Origin of the sequence: Sorangium sp. So ce131, from assembly GCF_051519095.1 — a bacterium.
GTDB lineage: Bacteria > Myxococcota_A > Polyangia > Polyangiales > Polyangiaceae > Sorangium.
Window position 1 is genome coordinate 6948309 of record NZ_CP150455.1, and the last position, 16892, is coordinate 6965200.

The 16892-nt window shown below is 71.9% G+C and carries 10 protein-coding genes and 1 pseudogene; 4 read left to right on the top strand and 7 right to left on the bottom strand.

Annotated features, from left to right (window positions below):
- Positions 1 to 101 precede the first annotated feature (101 nt).
- From WMF43_RS25380 to WMF43_RS25390, 3 genes are all read left to right on the top strand, one after another.
- Positions 102 to 3479 (top strand): CheR family methyltransferase, encoded by a 3378-nt coding sequence (locus tag WMF43_RS25380; RefSeq protein WP_437683865.1) that lies wholly within the window; start codon positions 102 to 104, stop codon positions 3477 to 3479.
- Positions 3480 to 3551: 72 nt separating this feature from the next.
- Entirely contained in the window at positions 3552 to 3920 is a 369-nt protein-coding gene (locus WMF43_RS25385; protein WP_437683867.1) for a response regulator, read from the top strand.
- Positions 3921 to 3973: 53 nt separating this feature from the next.
- A complete protein-coding gene (locus tag WMF43_RS25390; RefSeq protein ID WP_437683869.1) occupies positions 3974 to 4984 on the top strand; it encodes a chemotaxis protein CheB in 1011 nt (336 codons plus the stop codon).
- Between the two features lie 37 nt (positions 4985 to 5021).
- Here WMF43_RS25390 and WMF43_RS25395 read toward each other — a convergent pair whose 3' ends face one another.
- On the bottom strand, positions 5022 to 5795 hold the full coding sequence (locus tag WMF43_RS25395; RefSeq protein WP_437683871.1) for a Uma2 family endonuclease: 774 nt from the start codon (positions 5793 to 5795) through the stop codon (positions 5022 to 5024).
- A gap of 273 nt (positions 5796 to 6068) precedes the next feature.
- On the opposite strand from WMF43_RS25395, the pseudogene WMF43_RS25400 reads away from it, so the two are divergent.
- Positions 6069 to 6719: pseudogene (locus WMF43_RS25400) on the top strand (DNA alkylation repair protein); the annotation flags it as partial.
- A 412-nt stretch (positions 6720 to 7131) separates the two neighbouring features.
- Here the strand turns inward: WMF43_RS25400 and WMF43_RS25405 are convergent.
- The 6 genes from WMF43_RS25405 to WMF43_RS25430 form a co-directional block, all read right to left on the bottom strand.
- Positions 7132 to 7680, bottom strand: coding sequence for a DUF892 family protein (locus WMF43_RS25405; RefSeq protein WP_437683873.1), 549 nt, complete (start codon positions 7678 to 7680; stop codon positions 7132 to 7134).
- A 58-nt stretch (positions 7681 to 7738) separates the two neighbouring features.
- Positions 7739 to 10054: an alpha/beta fold hydrolase gene (locus WMF43_RS25410; RefSeq protein WP_437683874.1), complete on the bottom strand. Its 2316-nt coding sequence runs from the start codon at positions 10052 to 10054 to the stop codon at positions 7739 to 7741.
- A gap of 133 nt (positions 10055 to 10187) precedes the next feature.
- The gene (locus WMF43_RS25415; RefSeq protein ID WP_437683876.1) at positions 10188 to 10619 is read right to left on the bottom strand and encodes a response regulator; all 432 of its coding nucleotides are present in this window, start codon (positions 10617 to 10619) and stop codon (positions 10188 to 10190) included.
- Between the two features lie 159 nt (positions 10620 to 10778).
- Entirely contained in the window at positions 10779 to 13268 is a 2490-nt protein-coding gene (locus WMF43_RS25420) for a response regulator (protein WP_437683878.1), read from the bottom strand.
- A 10-nt stretch (positions 13269 to 13278) separates the two neighbouring features.
- Complete coding sequence (locus WMF43_RS25425) at positions 13279 to 14082, bottom strand: alpha/beta fold hydrolase (protein ID WP_437683879.1); 804 nt, start codon at positions 14080 to 14082, stop codon at positions 13279 to 13281.
- 196 nt (positions 14083 to 14278) lie between these two features.
- Entirely contained in the window at positions 14279 to 16828 is a 2550-nt protein-coding gene (locus tag WMF43_RS25430; RefSeq protein ID WP_437683881.1) for a DEAD/DEAH box helicase, read from the bottom strand.
- Positions 16829 to 16892 lie beyond the last annotated feature (64 nt).

A 16892-nucleotide genomic window follows, 5' to 3' on the forward strand; every position in this document is an offset into this window, starting at 1 on the left:
CGTACCGACAAGCCCGCTGACATCGCCGCGTCGCGCATTTTGTTCCCATGTCGAGCACCGCGCCGCGGCCTGCGGGAGTATATGAGCCCCATCACGCACTCATGACAGAAGCCCGTACCAAACCCCAGCTCGTCGTGATCGGCTGCTCGGCCGGCGGTATCCAGGCCCTGTGCATGCTGGTGTCGACCCTGCGGGCCCCCTTCCCGGCGCCGATCGTGGTCGCCCAGCACCTCGACCCGAAGCGTCCGAGCCACCTCGTCGAGGTCCTCTCCCGCCGCAGCGCGCTGCCGGTCCGCGCCGTCGCCGCCGTCTCCCCGCTCGAGAACGGCGTCCTCTATGTCGTGCCTCCGGGACGCGACGTGGAGCTCACCGACCACGAGCTCCGGCTCCGGCCGGAGAACAACGACCGCCCCAAGCCGTCCGTCGACATGCTCTTCCGCACCGCGGCGGAGGTGTACGGCGAGAGCCTCATCGCCGTCATCCTGACCGGCAACGGGTCCGACGGCAGCGCCGGCGCCCGCCACGTCAAGAAATGCGGCGGCACCGTGGTCGTCGAGAACCCGAACACGGCGAGCTTCCCGAGCATGCCCGAGTCGCTCTCCCCGAGCACGATCGACGTCGTGGCCGACCTCGAGCGGATCGGGCCCCTCCTCAACGAGCTGCTCACGGGCTCGTACGTCGAGCCCCCCGCGGACGACGAGAAGAGGCTCCAGGACATCCTCGACGTCGTGCGCGAGCGGAGCGGGATCGACTTCAGGAGGTACAAGCAAGCGACCATCCTGCGCCGGCTCCGTCGCAGGATGGCGGCCACGAACACGGACACCCTCGAGGCGTACAGGCAGCACCTCGCCGACCACCCCGAGGAGTTCCAGCGGCTGACCAACAGCTTCCTCATCAAGGTGACCGAGTTCATGCGCGACCCGGAGCTCTTCGCGCAGCTCCGGGACGTGATCCTGCCCGCGCTCATCGCGCACGCCCGGAACGACCACCGCGCGCTGCGGATCTGGTCGGCCGGGTGCGCCACCGGGGAAGAGGCGTACTCGCTCGCCATCCTGATCAGCGAGCTGCTCGGCGACGAGCTCGACGGCTTCAACGTGCGCATCTTCTCGACCGACGTCGACAGCGATGCGATCGCCTTCGCCCGCCGCGGGATCTACGCGGCGAACGCCGTCGAGGACCTGCCCGCCGACCTCATCGAGCGCTACTTCGTCGCGGTGGACGGCCAGTTCCAGGTCAAGAAGCGCATCCGCAACCTCACCGTCTTCGGCGAGCACGACCTCGGCCAGCGCGCGCCCTTCCCGCACCTCGATCTGGTGCTGTGCCGCAACGTGCTCATCTACTTCACGAGCGACCTCCAGCGCCGCACCCTTCACCTCTTCGCTTTCTCCCTGCGCGAAGGCGGCTACCTCGTGCTCGGCAAGGCCGAGACCACGAGCCCGCTGAGCGAGTACTTCGTCCCCCAGGACCTCCACTACAAGATCTACGTGCGCCGCGGCGAGCGCATCCTCGTTCCCCCCTCGCCGGCCGCCCCACCGGTGCTGCCCAGGCGAGCCCCCCGCGGCAGGAGCAACACCATGGCCATACGGCCGCTCAAGGAGCTCTCGCGCTCGCGCATGTCCATCGACGTGCTGCTTTCGGGCTTCCGCCACGGGATCGTGCTCATCGACAGCCGGTACGACATCCTCGAGATCAACTTCGCGGCGCGGCGCCTGCTCGGCATCCACGGCACGGCGCTCGGGCAGGATTTCGTGCACCTCGCGCAGTCCGTCCCCCACCGGCCGCTGCTCGACGCGATCGACGCCGCGTTGCGGGGCGAGGCGCCGGATCCGATCGAGGTCGCCGTCGAGGCGACGCCCGGCGGCGAGACGTCGTATCTCCAGATCTCGTGCCACGCTCCCCAGCTCGAGACCGACCCGAACAAGGTCGGCCCCGTGGTGATCCTCATCGAGGACGTCACGACGGCCGTGCGGCGCCGGGCGGACGGCGAGCTCGCGAGCACGGAGGCGGCGCAGCTCCGGGCCGAGCTCGAGAGGACACAGGCCGAGCTCGCACGCCTGCGCTCGGAGACGGCGGCGCAGACCGCCACGCTCGCGCAGGCGGAGGCCGCCCGCGAGGAGGCCAGGGCGGCGCTCCGGAAGGTGTCGGAGCAGAACCGGCAGCTGCTCCGCGCCAACGAGGAGCTCACGGCGGCGCACGAGCAGCTCCGGTCCCTCAACGAGGAGCTGATGGTCTCCACCGAGGAGGCGCAGGCCGCCATGGAGGAGGTCGAGACGCTGAACGAGGAGTTCCAGGCGACCAACGAGGAGCTCGAGACCGTCAACGAGGAGCTCCAGGCGACGATCGAGGAGCTGAACACGACGAACGCCGATCTCGAGGCGCGGAGCCGCGAGATCCAGGAGCTCGCCGTGCCGATCGAGGCCGAGCGGGCGCGGCTCTCGGCGATCCTGCGCAGCATGGGCGACGCGCTCCTCGTGGTCGACGGCGCGGGGCGGCCGGTGCTCACGAACGACGCCTATCACGCGATGTTCGACGAGGGCCGGCCCATCGCCATGGACGAGAAGGGCCGACCGCTGCCGACCTACGACACGCCGGAGCAGCGGGCCGCGCGCGGCGAGAAGTTCCAGATGGAATTTTCCATCCCCGGCCCGGGCGGCACGAGCCGGCACTTCGAGGCGACCGGACACCCGATCGGCGCGGCCGGCCCGCGCCCCCCGGGGACGGCGGAGCGCGGCGTGATCGTCATCCGCGACATCACGGAGCGGAGCCTCCGCAAGCTGCAGGACCGCTTCATGGCGATGGCGAGCCACGAGCTCCGCACGCCGCTCGTGCCCCTCCACGGCTACCTCGACATGCTGATCAGCCTGATCCCCGAGGCCGGCGACCCGCGCCTGCGCCGCTTCGCGTCGCTCGCCCGCACCCAGAGCGAGCGGCTCGAGCGGCTGGTCGGCGATCTCGTGAACGCGAGCCGGATCCAGACCGGGAAGTTCGAGCTCCAGCTCGCGAGCATCGACCTCATCCCCCTGGTCGCGCGCACCGCCGAGGGCGCGCAGACGCTCGCGGAGACCCCGAAGATCCACGTCGATCTGCCCCCCGGCACGGCGGAGCCGCTCGTGGTGAAGGGCGACGCCGCGCGCCTCGAGCAGGTCGTCATGAACCTGCTCGCCAACGCGTTCCGGCACGCCAACGGCAGCCCCCGGATCGAGGTGCGCCTGCGGCGCGCCGGCGGCGGCGCCGAGCTCGACGTGGAGGACTACGGCCCGGGGATCCCCGCGGCCAACCTGCCGCACGTGTTCTCGAGCTTCTACCAGGTGGAGCGAGCCGGCCAGCCCACCGGCGGGGGCATGGGCCTCGGGCTCTTCATTTGCAGGGAGATCGTCCGGGCGCACGGCGGCCAGATCTTCGTGCGCAGCACGGAGGGTAAGGGTGCAACCTTCACCATCAGGCTACCCCTGATGGATAATCGAGATGCGCACGATTGATGCATCAGATCGGCGCTGCTCTCCTTCGTGCTGCTGGCGCTGCCGAGCGCTTGTCCGAGAGGAACCCTGTCCATGAAGGCGACAATCCTGGTGGTGGAGGACGACCGTGACTCGACGGATATGCTCCGGGAGATGTTCAGGATGGCCGACTACGAGATCGAGTCCGCCGACACCGCCGACGGGGCGATCGCCGCGATGACCCAGCGGCGCTACGGGGCCGCGCTGCTCGATCTGACCGTGACCGGCGCGACGACCTCGGAGCTGATCGAGCGGCTCCAGGGCGTGCCGGAGAGGCCGCCCATCGTGATCTTCTCGGCGCGGACGCCCGACGATCTCCGGCTCGCGGCGGAGAAGCTCTCGGCGGCTGCCGTGCTCCAGAAGCCGGCGAGCATGGCGACGCTGCTCGCCACGATAAAGCGGGTGCTCCGCCCTGCTTCGTAGACGGCGCCGCGGCCGGCCGCGTTTTTGCTCCCTCTTCTCTCGCGAGGCGCACAGTGGCGAAACACGACATCATCACGATCGGGGCGTCGGCCGGGGGCGTGGAGGCGCTGATCGTGCTGCTCGGGGGGTTGCCTGCCGATCTCCCGGCGTCGCTGTTCGTGGTGCTCCACATGCCGCCGACGGCGCGCAGCATGCTCCCCACGATCCTCGGGCGGTCGACCCGGCTGGAGGTGGCGGCGGCGGTCGACGGCGAGCCGATCGAGCGAGGGCGCGTGTACGTCGCGCCGGTGGACAACCACCTCATGATCGGCGACGGCTTCGTGCGGGTGGTGCACAGCGCGCGGGAGAACGGGCACAGGCCCGCCGTGGACCCGCTGTTCCGGACCGCCGCGGAGGTGTACGGCGGCCGCGTGATCGGCGTGGTCCTCTCCGGAACACGCGACTGCGGCACGGCTGGGCTCCTGGAGATCAAGCGCCAGGGCGGCATCGCCGTGGTCCAGGATCCCGACGACGCGCTGTTCTCGGAGATGCCGCAGAGCGCGCTCGACAACGTGCCCGTGGACCACTGCGCCCCGCTGGCCCGGCTGCCACCGCTGCTCGCGGATCTGGTGCACCAGAAGGCCGGAAGAGCGCCCGCCGAGGCGCAGGCGCCCGAGGGAATCGTGGGGGAGAAGGTGGAAGCAGTCGAGAGCGAGTTCACCTGTCCGGAGTGCGGGGGCAACCTGGTCCGGAGCGGCGACGGCGCGACGCTGAACTACAAGTGCAAGGTCGGCCACCGCTACTCTCCGGAGAGCCTGGAGGACGAGCAGGCCTCGGCGCTGGACGCGGCGCTGTGGATCGCGCTCCGCACGATCGAGGACACCGCGGCGCTGGCGCGCCGGATGGCGGCGCGCGCGGCGGAGCGGAGTCAGACGCACATGCAGGCCCACTTCGAGGAGAAGGTCCGGGTGGCCGAGGAGCGCGCCAGCCTGGTGCGCCGGGCGTTGCTCGGCACGAGCGAGGGGAACGGGACCAGCGCGGTCCCGCGCTCGAAGCGCGCGTGGCGGCTCCCGCCGACCTCGTGAGCGCCGCGCGCGCCGAGGCGCGGGCTGGCGTGGTGGGCTAACCGCCGCCAGGCAGCTTGCCGAACCGCTGCTCGTACGCGGCGAGCCGCGCGGCCAGCTGCTTCGCCTCGTCCTCGGCGGTGCGCGCTCGTTCTGTCGCCGCGCGGGCTTGCTCCTCCGCCGCGCGGGCCTGCCCCTCCGCCGCGCGGGCCTGCTCCTCCGCGGTGGGCAGCACACGCCCTTCGCGGTCGAGCCAGCGCAGCCAGTCCGCCTCGAGGCCGCTGTACACGCCGCGGCGGACGCCCAGGCCGAGGTGCAGCCGCGCGCTCGTCACGTCGCCGCCCGCGGCCGGCGAGACGGGCACGAAGGACATCGTGGCGAGATCGAGCGCGTATGCCTCGAGCACACCGGTGAACGGATCGAACAGGTAGTACTCGGGCACCCGCAGGAGCTTCGCGTACACCCGCATCTTGTCGTTGCGATCGACCGCCTCGGTGCTCTCGGAGAGCAGCTCGATCACCACATCGGGCGTCCTGCCCCCTTCCTGCCACACGACCCAGGACTTGCGCTCGCGCTTCACCGTGTCGAGCACCACGAAGACGTCCGGCCCGCGAAAGTCGTTCTTCCTCGCCTGGAGCTCGCTGAAGTAGACGGCCATGTTGCCGCCGACGTAGACGTCGTCTCGGTCCTTCCAGAGCAGCTCCAGGACGTCGATGAGCAGGTTCATCTGCTTGCGGTGACGCGGCGATTCCATCGGCTCTCCGTCGTCGTACGGCAGCTCGTCCTCGCCCGGCGGGATCGGAACGAAGAAGGTGTCACCCTGGAAAGACATGCGCAGCTCCTCCGAGGAGAGCACCGCTGCTCCTCGTCGCCGTGGTCATCCAGGCCGAACGTTCCGTGGAGCGCACCTGGAGCACGAGTCTGGATAGCACGGAGCGGGGCGGACGGCGACGGCGCGCCGTGTCGAGCGCTCGACGCGGCCGCCCGGCCGCGGACGGCCGAGGAGAACGGGTGGGGCTGCGCGTCGGCCGGCTCGACCTGACGCAACTACGCGTGAAAAGATGTGGGGCGAGCGCGTAATGCTCAGGATGGTTACGGAAGAGCCATGAATTTGACCGAGGTGATGAGCGAGCTCGAGCGGCTCGGCACCGAGCAGAACCGGAGAGTCTACCGGCGCCACGGCGCGACCGACCCGCTCTTCGGCGTGAGCTTCGCCCACGTGAACGCGCTGGAGAAACGGATCAAGCGGGACCACGAGCTCGCCGAGGCGCTCTGGGCGACGGGCAACTCCGACGCGAGGACGCTGGCGGCGGCCATCGCCGATCCGGGGCGCTTCACCCGGGAGCGGCTCGAGGTGTGGCTCGCCGGCCTGCGCTCGCCGCTGCTCATCGACCTGTTCGTGAAGCACATCGCGGCGAAGACGCCGTTCGCCCGCGAGGCCATGGAGCAGTGGACCGCCTCGGACGACGAGTGGGTGGGCCGCGCGGGCTTCAGCCTGCTCGGCGCGCTCGCGGCCGAGGACCCGTCGCTGCCCGACAGCCTGTTCGAGGAGCGGCTGGCCGTGATCGAGGCGTCGATCCACCGGGCGAAGAACCGCGCCCGGGAGGCGATGAACGGCGCGCTCATCAGCATCGGTGGGCGGAACGAGCCGCTGCGCGGAAAGGCGCTCACGGCGGCGCGGCGCATCGGCAAGGTCGAGATCGATCACGGCGAGACGAGCTGCAAGACGCCCGACGCGACGGCGTACATCCTGAAGATGTGGACCCGCAGGCCGACCGCCCCGGCCGCGGCGAAGCCGGCCAAGACGGCCGCCGGCCAGGGCAAGGCGGCGGCCGCCAAGGCGGCCAAGGCGCCAGCCGCCGCGAAGGGCGCGGCGAAGCCGGCCAAGGCGCCGGCCGCCGCGAAGGCCGGGGCGAAGCCGGCCAAGGCGCCAGCCGCCGCGAAGGGCGCGGCGAAGCCGGCCAAGGCGCCGGCCGCCGCGAAGGCCGGGGCGGAGCCGCCGAGCGGCGCGGCAGCCCGGACGGGCGCGCGCCGGGGGTGATCCCCTCCCTCTCCCCCTCTCCTCTTGGCGTCCTTGGCGCCTTGGCGCCTCGGCGTTTTTTCTTCTGATCCAGGGCGCCTTCCGCGGCCGTGTTCTCCCCTGGTCCAGGGCGACCTCCGCCGCCGTGTCAGGTCGGGTGGGCCGCCGCCACGACCTCCGCGGGCGAGCCGAGCAGCTCCGTCCGCGTGAGCCGCTCCACGATCTCCCGCGTGAAGATCAGGTGCTCTTCCTCCTCGTGCAGCCGGCGCCGGAACGCCTCCCGCGCCTCGTCGTCGTCCGCCTCGTCGGCGAGCTCGAGCAGGAGCTGCCAGCCGGCGTTGTCGACGAGCTCCGCGGTGAGCAGCGCGTGGAAGAGGTGGGCCGGGTTCTGATCGCCGTCGAGCACGACCTTCTCCAGGCCCTGCGACTCGAGCGCGATCAGCCGCGACCGCTCGGTCTCGGCGTGGGCATCCCCGCCGAGCGCGCGGATCTGCGCCTCCAGCCACTCCTCGTGCTCCTTCTCCTGATCCCGGTGCTGCCGGAGCTGGCCGAGCGAGCCCTGGAGCTCGGGATCGGCCGCGCGGCCGACCTTCTCCAGCATGGAGTCGTAGAGCCGCACGCTCGCGCGCTCGAACGTCAGCCGCTCGTTGAGCAGGTCGATCGCCTTGTCCTTGTTCCCCTGTGCAAGCCTCTGCATCGATGCCTCCGGCCGGGGCAGATGCGATTCGCAGGCCGGCGCGCAGCCGGGGCGGCGATCAGAGGTGCTCGACCAGGTACTCCACGATGGCGCGGCTCGAGAACCGGCTCGCGACCGGCGAGCGGTACCCGTGCCGCTCGCCCGGGAACACGATCATGTCGAACCGCTTGTCCGCGGCCATCAGCGCCTCGATCATCTTCGCCGTGTGCGCGAAGTGCACGTTCTCGTCCATGAGCCCGTGCAGGAGGAGCAGCTTGCCGCGCAGGTCGCCCGCGTGGCGCGTGACGTCGGTCGCCTCGTACCGCGCCGCCGCCTCGCCGAGCAGGCCCATGAACCGCTCGGTGTAGCCCGTGTCGTAGAGCCGATCGTCGGTCGCCGGCGAGGCCGCGACGCCGACGTGGAAGCGGTCCGGCGCCCGGAGCATGGCGAGCAGCGCCATCCTGCCGCCGTAGCTGTGGCCGTAGACGCCGACGCGGCCCGGGTCGACGTACGGCAGCGTCGCCAGGTAATCGAGGCCCGCGATCTGGTCGGCGAGCTCGACCTCGCCGAGCCGCCCGTAGATCGACGCCTCGAACGCGCGCCCGCGGTTCGCCGACCCGCGGTTGTCGAGCTGGAAAACTACGACGCCACGGTCCGCGAGGTGGTTCCAGAGCAGGCGCGGCGACCAGGCGTTGAAGACCGTCTGCACGCCGGGGCCGCCGTACACGTTCACGACGACCGGGTAGCGGCGTCCGGGCTCGATCGTGCGCGGCGCGAGCAGCGCGCCGTAGAGCGTGTCGCCGCTCGCGGCGCGGACCTTCACGATCTCCGGGGCGCGCAGCCCGAGGCCCGCGAGCTCCGGATCCACGGCGACCGGCATCTCGCCGAGCTCGCCGCCGTCCGCGCCCCGCACCACGGCCCGCGGGGGGCGATCCAGGGCGGCGTGCACGTCGACGAAGCCCGCGCCCTTCGGGTCCACGAAGACGTTGTGCACCCCCGGCTCGGCCGTGAGGCGCTTCACCTCGCCGCCCGCGAGGGGCACGGCGTAGAGGTGCCGCTCGGTCGGGCCGTCCTTCGTGGCCACGAAGCGCGCGACGCCGCGCTCCTCGTCCGGGGCCGCGAGGAGGACGACGTCCCAGTCGCCGGAGGTGAGCCGCGTAACCTCCGCGCCCGAGTCGGCGTCGCGCAGCGCGAGGTGGGTGTGGCCGCCGGCGGTCGCCGCCCAGAGGAACCGCGGCGAGCGCTCGAGCAGCCGCATGGGCGCGAAGTCCACCCAGGTCGGCGACGTCTCGACGACGACCTCCGCCGCCTCGCCCGTCCGCGGGCTCGCGCGGAGCAGCCCGAGGCGCTTCTGGTCGCGCGACAGCGCCTGGAACCAGAGCGCCTTGCCGTCCGGCGCCCACGCGAACCGGCCGAGGTACCGCTCCTCGTCGCCCTTCCCCTTCAGCCAGACCGTCCGCTTGGTCGCGAGATCGAGGACGCCCGCCCGGACGCGGGGGTTCTTGCCGCCCACGCGCGGGAAGCGCGCCATCATGAGGTCTTCCTTGCCGCTCCGGACCCCGAAGACAGGCACCTTCTCGACCTCGCGCTCGTCGACCTCCAGGTAAGCCACCCTGTCGCAGCCGGGGGAGATCCAGAATCCGCTCGGCTCGTCGAACTCCTCCTGACCGTTGAAGTCGGTCAGGCCGCGCGAGACGCCCTCCGGCGCGCCCTTGGTCAGCGCGGTCTCGCGGCGCGTGGCCACGTCGATCATGAAGAGCTCGCGCCCGCGGACGAACACGACGCGCTCGCCGCCGTCGCAGATCTTCGGGTCGATCTCGGGCTCGGGCGTCTCGGTGAGCCGCGTGATCGCGCCCGCCGCGTCGCGCACGAAGAGGTCGCCGCCGAGGGGGACGAGCAGGACCGGCGCCCGACGGGCCCACGTGTAGGTGGTGATCCCCTTCGAGAACATCCGCTGCCGCTCGCGGCGGAGCTCCTCCTCGCGGGAGAGCGGCGCCGCGTCCTTCACGAGGTCGCTCGCGGCGAGGAGCTGCCGCGTCTCGCGCGACGCGAGATCCAGGGCGAAGAGGGCCTGCTCGGGGCTGTCCGGCCGCCTCTGGAGGTACGTGAGCAGCTTGCCGTCGGGCGCGTGCCGGATCGCCACGGGCGCGCGCGCGCCGACCGGCGGCTGCCGGCCGAGGAGCTCGTAGGTGACGCGGCTCGCCTCCGGCCCGGCGATCGCCGTCTTGCCGGCCGCGGCGCCCGCGCCCGGCGCGGCGGCGCCCCCGCTGGGCGCGGCCGCCGCCGGCGCGGCCGCCCGCGCCGGCGACGAGCCGGCGGGCGGGGCGCAGCCGGCGGCCGGGAGGAGGGCCAGGGACGCGAGCGACAACCACGTTGCGGTGAGCGGACTTCGCATGGCCGCGATCTCGCCCGCCGCCGCGGGGATGTCAAACCGCGCTGCGCGCGGCCCGTCGATCAGCGGCTCGCTGAGTCAGCCGGTCGGTAAGCCAGTCAGCCAGTCAGCCGTCCCGCCCACGCCGCGGCGCCGCTCACCGCCCGAGGTAGAGCTCGAGGCTCTTCTCGAGGTGCAATGGGCCGAGCGTTTTGGCGATGAACCCGTCGGCCCCACACGCGTTGGCCGTGTCCGCGAGCACGTCGACGTCGAGCGCCGAATACAGCACGAGCCTGGTCCGCGAGATCTCCGCGTCCTTCCGGATGAGCGTGACCAGGGTGGGGCCGTCGAGCCCCGGCATCTTCACGTCGAGGAGCACGAGCGACGGCCGGTGCATCGCGATCCGGTTCATCACCCCGAACGCCTGGGGCACCCTGATGACCTCGACCGCCATGCGCAGGAGGACGCGCTCGACCACCGAGGCCACCGTGGGGTCGTCGTCGACGACCATCGCGCTCCGCGCGGCGGGGCGCGGCGTGCCGGGGAGTCCGCGCGCCGAGGTGTCCGGACTGCTCAGCAGGTGTGACATCGTCGCCTTTCGTCTTGCCGGTTACATGCAGTGTAGCTCTGCCCTCGGCGCAGGCCCGTCAGGATCGCTCATGATACCACAAAGCCGGGGCTCCCCGATATTCGCACGTTCGACAGTCCATGGAACGTATGTGAACCGCTCAAAGCCTCTCCCGGCGGCTCAGGCGCCCTTCTCCGACTCCAGCGCTTCGTGCGCGCGCGCGCACGCGGACTCCAGCGCCTCGAGCCGCTCGCGCGCCTGCCCCGCGAGGTCCTCGCGCGCGGCGCGCTCGAGCGCGGCGCAGCGCTCCGCCACGGCGAGCGCGCCGAACATGCCGCTGCTCCCCTTGAGCTGGTGGGCGGCGGAGGCGAGCGCGTCCGCGTCCCCCCGCGCGAGCGCGGCGCGCATGGCGGCGAGCTGCTCGCGCGCGTCCGCGAGGTGCACGTCGATCAGCGCGGCGAGCTCGCCGGGCCCGTCCATGAGCTCCCGCAGCGCCCGGAGCGCCTCGCCGTCCAGGGGCGGCGCGGGCGCGGCGGCGGCGCGCTCCGCCGCCCTCGCCGCGTCGGCCGCGCGGCGGAGCACCGCCACGAGGTGGTCGATCCGGATCGGCTTCGCGAGGAAGTCGTCCATGCCCGCTTCCCGGCAGCGATCGCGGTCGTCCATCATCACGTTCGCCGTGAGCGCGACGACGCGCGGCCGGCCGTGGACCTCGGCGGGCAGGGCGCGGATCTTCCGGGTCGCGGCGAGGCCGTCGAGCTCCGGCATCTGCACGTCCATCAGGATCACGTCGTAACGGCGCCGCTCGAGCGCCTCCAGCGCCTCGCGCCCGTTCGCGACGACATCGGCCCGGTACCCGAGCCGCTCGAGCAGGAGGGCGATGACCTTCCGGTTCACGACGTTGTCCTCCGCGACGAGGATGGCGAGCGGCGCCTCCCGGCCGAGCGCCGGGTCGAGCCCCAAGACGCGGGGCGGCCGCGAGGACGGCGGCTCCGGGGCGCGCTGCGCGGCGACGACGGCGTGGAACGTCGAGCCGACGCCGGGCGTGCTCTCGGCCCACACCCTGCCGCCCATGAGCTCGGCGAGCCGCTTCGTGATCGCGAGGCCCAGGCCGGTGCCGCCGTGGCTGCGTGCGACCGACACGTCGGCCTGGCTGAACGGCCGGAAGAGCCGGTCCATGCGGTCGGCCGGGATGCCGACGCCGGTGTCGCGCACCTGGAAGTGCAGCGCGCACGTCGCGTCGGGCGGCGCGCCCGCTTCCGCGCCCGCGTCCGCTTCCGCGCCCGCATCCGCGTCCGCGCCCGCCGCCCCGCCGGGCGCGTCGAGCAGCGACACCTCGACCCTCACCGCGCCCCGCTGCGTGAACTTGACCGCGTTCCCCGCGAGGTTCACGAGGATCTGCCGGAGCCGCGCGGCGTCGCCGAGGACGGCGCGCGGGACGTCCGGCGCGATGTGGATCCCGAGCGCGAGCCCCTTCTCGGCGGCCTTCGGCGCGAGCAGGGCGAGCGCCTCCTCGACGCACGCGCGGAGCTCGAACGGCCGGCTCTCGAGCTCGAGCAGGCCCGCCTCGATCTTCGAGAAATCGAGGACGTCGTCGACGATCGCGAGCAGCGCGTCGCCGCTCGTCCGGAGGGTCTCGACGAGGTCGCGCTGCTCGGCCGTGAGCGGCGTGTCGAGCAGCAGCCCGGCCATGCCGAGCACGCCGTTCATGGGCGTCCTGATCTCGTGGCTCATGGTCGCGAGGAAGCGCGACTTGGACTCGCTCGCCGCGTCGGCGGCCTCGCGGGCCGCCGTGAGGGCGGCGTTCTTCTCGCGGAGCTCCTCCTGCGCGAAGTGCTCGGCGGTCACGTCCATGAACAGCCACAGGCGGCCCCGCTCGCCGCGCACGCTGGTCGGCGTGCTGGCCACGCTGAACGCCCGGCGCGGCGGCCCCGAGAAGATCCAGCGCCAGTCCCGGAGCTCCACGTCGGGCCGCGCGAAGGCGGCGGCGGTCTCGCGCTGGATCTCGGCGCGGTTGTCGGCCCGCGCGCGCAGGTTCGCCATCGCGCGCGCGACCTCGGGGAGGCGCACGACCCCGCCCGGGACGCCGAGCAGCGCGGCGGCGGCGCTGTTCACCCACGCCTCCGAGCCCCACTCGTCGAGGAAGACGAGCCCGTGCGGCACGGTCTGCACGATCGCCTCGAAGCGCGCGTGCAGCGCGTCGGCGCGCAGCGCGTGCCCGTGCAGGTGCACGAGCGCGTGCAGGAGGCCCGGCAGCGCCTCGAGGAAGCCGCGCTCCTCCGCGGTGAACGGCGCGGCCTCGCGGCGGACGAGCACCAGCGCGCCGTCGATGCCGCCGACGCGCGACCAGGGCAGGACCGCGGTCGCGCCGCGCAGCGCCCGCGGGATCGCGCCGAGCGCGCCGCTCGTGTCGCGGTAGACGCCGCGGCCGATCTCGATCGCCCCCGCGAAGACCGCCGGGGTCGTGATGCCGTCCGGGAGCACGCCGGGCGGGTCGCCCGCGAGCACCTCCGCGGTCACCTCGTCGACCCGCCGCAGCGCGAGCGCCACGTCCGCGCCGGCCGCGCCGCGCAGGACCGGGATCACGCGCCGGAGCGCCGCGTCCGCGTCCCCCTCGGCCGAGGCCTGCGCAAGGGCCGCGAGCACCCGCTGGATCGAGGGCGCGAGGTCCACCGCCGCCGGCTCAGCCGAGGAACCGGCGCAGGGCCTCGTTGACGGCCTCGGGCGCGCTCAGGTGCGGGAGGTGCCCGTACGCGTCGATGACGGCGAGCCTCGCCCGGGGGATGTGGTCGGCGAGGTACCGGCCGACGACGACGGGCACCGCGATGTCGTCCTGCGCCTGGAGGATGAGCGTGGGCACGGCGAGCGCGGCGAGGTCGCCCCGGTGATCCGCGTTCCAGATCAGGCGGGCGACCGAGAGCGCGATGTCCGGCCGGATCGCGCCGAGGCCCCGCGCGAACTCCTCGGCGACCTCCGGCCGCTCGGGGTTCCGCGCCGCGACGCCCGCGAAGCCGCTCACCCACGCGTGGTAGTTCGACGCCATGGCGTCGAGGAACCCGTCGAGGCTCGCCTGGGAGAAGCCGCCGACGTACCCGTCGCCGTCGACGTAGCAGGGCGAGGCGTCGATGAAGGCCATCGAGCGGAAGCGCGCCGGCTCCGCGATCCCGGCGAGCAGGCCGATCATCCCGCTCATCGAGTGGCCGACGTAATCGACCGGCGCCTCCGGCGAGACCTCGGCGAGCACCTCCAGCACGTCGGCGCTGTAGCTGTGCAGGCTGCGGTAGCGCTGCGGGCTGTAGGCCGTGAGGTCCGACCCGCCCGCGCCGACGTGGTCGAACAGGACCACGCGGTGGGTGCGCGCGAGCGCCGCCGCCTGGTGCCGCCACGCGGTCTGGTCGGTGCCGAAGCCGTGCGCGAGCACCACCGTGCGCTCCCCATCCCCCACGACCCGAACGTTGTTGCGCCGCAGCGCCGCCGGCATGCTCATCGGATCACCTCGTCACAAGCACACCGCGTCTCCGGCGCCGCTTCAACGTCGCTTTGCTGTCGCCCCCGGCGCTCTCGACGCCTGCTCGACCTCCGATCGAGGTCTGTTCGAGGTCTGCTCGACGTAGGCTCGGCGTCGCTCGACGCAGGATCACGTCTCGCGACGTCTCCCGACCTGTCGGACCGCGTCCGCGCCTTCAGCTCGCGATCCGCCGGAGCACGATGACCGGCCGCCCCGCCTCGCGCGAGCGGTCGATATCCACCTTGCAGTCGAGCATCCAGTCGTTGTCGTCCTCCGGATCGACGATGATCTGCTGCACCACCCAGGAGCCGCCGTCCTCGGAGGGGTGGATGATCGTGTTGCTCGGGCTCCTCGCCGCCGGATCGGTGCGGATCGCGGCGTGCTCGGCGTAGTAGCCGCGGATCGCCTCGTCGAGCCGCTCCGCCGTCCAGGGGGCCTCCTCGCCCTCGACCATCTCGGCGGCGACCTCGTAGTCGCGGCGGGCGAGCGCGCGCAGGAAGAAGAACAGCTCGTTCCGGACGAGCACCGTGAACTCCTTGGCGTTCCGGGTGACGTCGAACGCGGACGGCTCGACGGCGCCGCCCGAGGCCGCCGCGCGCGGCTGGAACGAGGGGTCGCGCATCCGCTCCCACTCGTCGAGCAGGCTCGAGTCGACGCCGCGCACGAGCGCCCGGAAATAGGCGGTCATGTCGTCGGTGTCGCCGTTCTTCGCGTACTCGGGGACGGTCTGGACGAGCGCCTTGTACACCTCGGAGACGTACCGGAGCAAAAGCCCCTCGGCCCGCTCCAGGTTGTACTCGCGGATGTACTCGCTGAACGACAGGTACTGCTCGTACATCTCGCGCGCGACGCTCTTCGGCCGGATGTTCTCCTGGCCGACCCAGGGGTGCCGCCGCGCGTAGTCGTTGAACGTGCCGTAGATGAACTCCTTGTTCGGCTTCGGGTACTCGAGCTTCTCGAGCTCCTCCATCCGCTGCTCGTACTCGACGCCCGCCGCCTTGAGCTCCGCGAGCTTGTCGGTCTTCAGCCGATCGAGCTGCTTTTGCAGGATGAGATCGGGGTTCTCCAGGATCGACTCGACGAGGGTGAGCAGGTCGAGCGGGTACGTGCCGCTCTCGGGATCCAGCTTGTCGACGGTCTCGAGCACGTAGAGCGAGAGCGCGTGGTTCAGCGAGAAGTCTTCCTGGAGATCCGCGTTGATGCGGATGCGCTTGCCCGGCCCGTCGTCCTTCGGGACGAGCTCGATGATGCGCGCCTCGACGAGCGAGCGGAAGAGGAGCATCGCGGTCCTGCCGTGCTGGCGCCGGACCGCGGGCCGGTCGTGGGTGCTCCGGATGAGCCGCTTGAGCGCCCGGCAGCCCCCCTCCTCGCGGCCGAGCACGTTGACCAGCATGCCGTGCGTGACCTGGAACCGCGACACCAGCGGCTCGGGGGGCGCCTCTATGAGCCGCTCGAACGTCTTTCGGTCCCAGTGGACATACCCCTTCTCCGGCGGCTTCTTCCTCACGATCTTGCGCTTCTTCGCCGGATCGCTGCCCGCCTTGGCCTCGAGCCGCATGTTCTCGATGACGTGCTCCGGCGCCTGGGCGACGACGCTCCCCTGCGTGTCGAACCCCTTCCGGCCGGCGCGGCCGCTGATCTGCTGGAAGTCGCGGACGCTCAGGATCGCCGTCTTCTCGCCGTCGAACTTGCAGAGCTTCGTGAACAGCACCGTCCGGATCGGGATGTTGACGCCGACCCCGAGCGTGTCCGTGCCGCAGATGATCTTGAGGTGGCCCTGCTGGGCGAGCTTCTCGACGAGCAGCCGGTACTTCGGCAAGAGGCCCGCGTGGTGGAGCCCGATACCGTGCTTGACGAAGCGCTGGACCTCGCGGCCGTAAGGGCTCGAGAACTTCACCCCGGCGAGGGCGGCCGTGATCGCGCGCTTCTCCTCCTTCGTGCAGTAGTCCTGGCTCATCAGGTTCTGCGCCTCCTCGGCGCAGGCCCGCTGGGTGAAGCTCACGATGTAGATCGGCGCCTTGCCGTTCTTCACGAGCGTCGCCACGGTCTCGTGGAGCGGCGTCTCGCGGTACTCGTAGTCGAGCGGCACCGGGCGCACCGTCGACTTGATCACGGCGGTCTGCTCCCCGGTGAGCTTCGTGAGCTCCTCCTGGAAGAACTCGGTGCCTCCGAGCGTGGCGCTCATGAGCAGGAACCTCGCCTGCGGCATCGTGAGCAGCGGGATCTGCCAGGCCGCGCCGCGCTCGCGGTCCGAGTAGTAGTGGAACTCGTCCATGATCACATAGTCGCAGAGCGCCTTCTCGCCCTCGCGGAGCGCCATGTTCGCGAGGATCTCCGCCGTGCAGCAGATGATGGGCGCGTCGCGGTTCACCGACGCGTCGCCGGTCAACATGCCCACGTTCTCGGGCCCGAAGTCGTTGCAGAGCGCGAAGAACTTCTCGCTGACGAGCGCCTTGATCGGGCACGTGTAGTACGACTTGTACCCCTCGGCCATCGCCTTGAAGTGCATGGCCGCCGCGACGAGCGACTTGCCCGAGCCGGTCGGGGTGTTGAGGATCACGTTCTTGCCGCCGAAGATCTCGAGGATGGCCTCCTCCTGCGCCGGGTAGAGCTCGAGTCCCCGGTCCATCACGTAATCGAGGAAGCCGTTCAGCAGGTCGTCGGCGGTGAAGTCGTGGGACGACGGCGGGAGGCGGGCGTAGAGCGGAGCGGCGGCGTGGTCCATGGCGGCGTAAGGAGGCGCCCTCCGGGGGGCACACGATGCACAAGACTCGTTCCCACGAAAAATG

What these genes read in the sequence shown, in the direction of transcription:
- WMF43_RS25430 (WP_437683881.1), bottom strand. Translation starts at nt 16,828, where the DNA reads ATGGACCACGCCGCCGCTCCGCTCTACGCCCGCCTCCCGCCGTCGTCC.
- WMF43_RS25395 (WP_437683871.1), bottom strand. Translation starts at nt 5,795, where the DNA reads ATGTCTTTCCAGGGTGACACCTTCTTCGTTCCGATCCCGCCGGGCGAG.
- WMF43_RS25410 (WP_437683874.1), bottom strand. Translation starts at nt 10,054, where the DNA reads ATGCGAAGTCCGCTCACCGCAACGTGGTTGTCGCTCGCGTCCCTGGCC.
- WMF43_RS25425 (WP_437683879.1), bottom strand. Translation starts at nt 14,082, where the DNA reads ATGAGCATGCCGGCGGCGCTGCGGCGCAACAACGTTCGGGTCGTGGGG.
- WMF43_RS25380 (WP_437683865.1), top strand. Translation starts at nt 102, where the DNA reads ATGACAGAAGCCCGTACCAAACCCCAGCTCGTCGTGATCGGCTGCTCG.
- WMF43_RS25415 (WP_437683876.1), bottom strand. Translation starts at nt 10,619, where the DNA reads ATGTCACACCTGCTGAGCAGTCCGGACACCTCGGCGCGCGGACTCCCC.
- WMF43_RS25405 (WP_437683873.1), bottom strand. Translation starts at nt 7,680, where the DNA reads ATGCAGAGGCTTGCACAGGGGAACAAGGACAAGGCGATCGACCTGCTC.
- WMF43_RS25385 (WP_437683867.1), top strand. Translation starts at nt 3,552, where the DNA reads ATGAAGGCGACAATCCTGGTGGTGGAGGACGACCGTGACTCGACGGAT.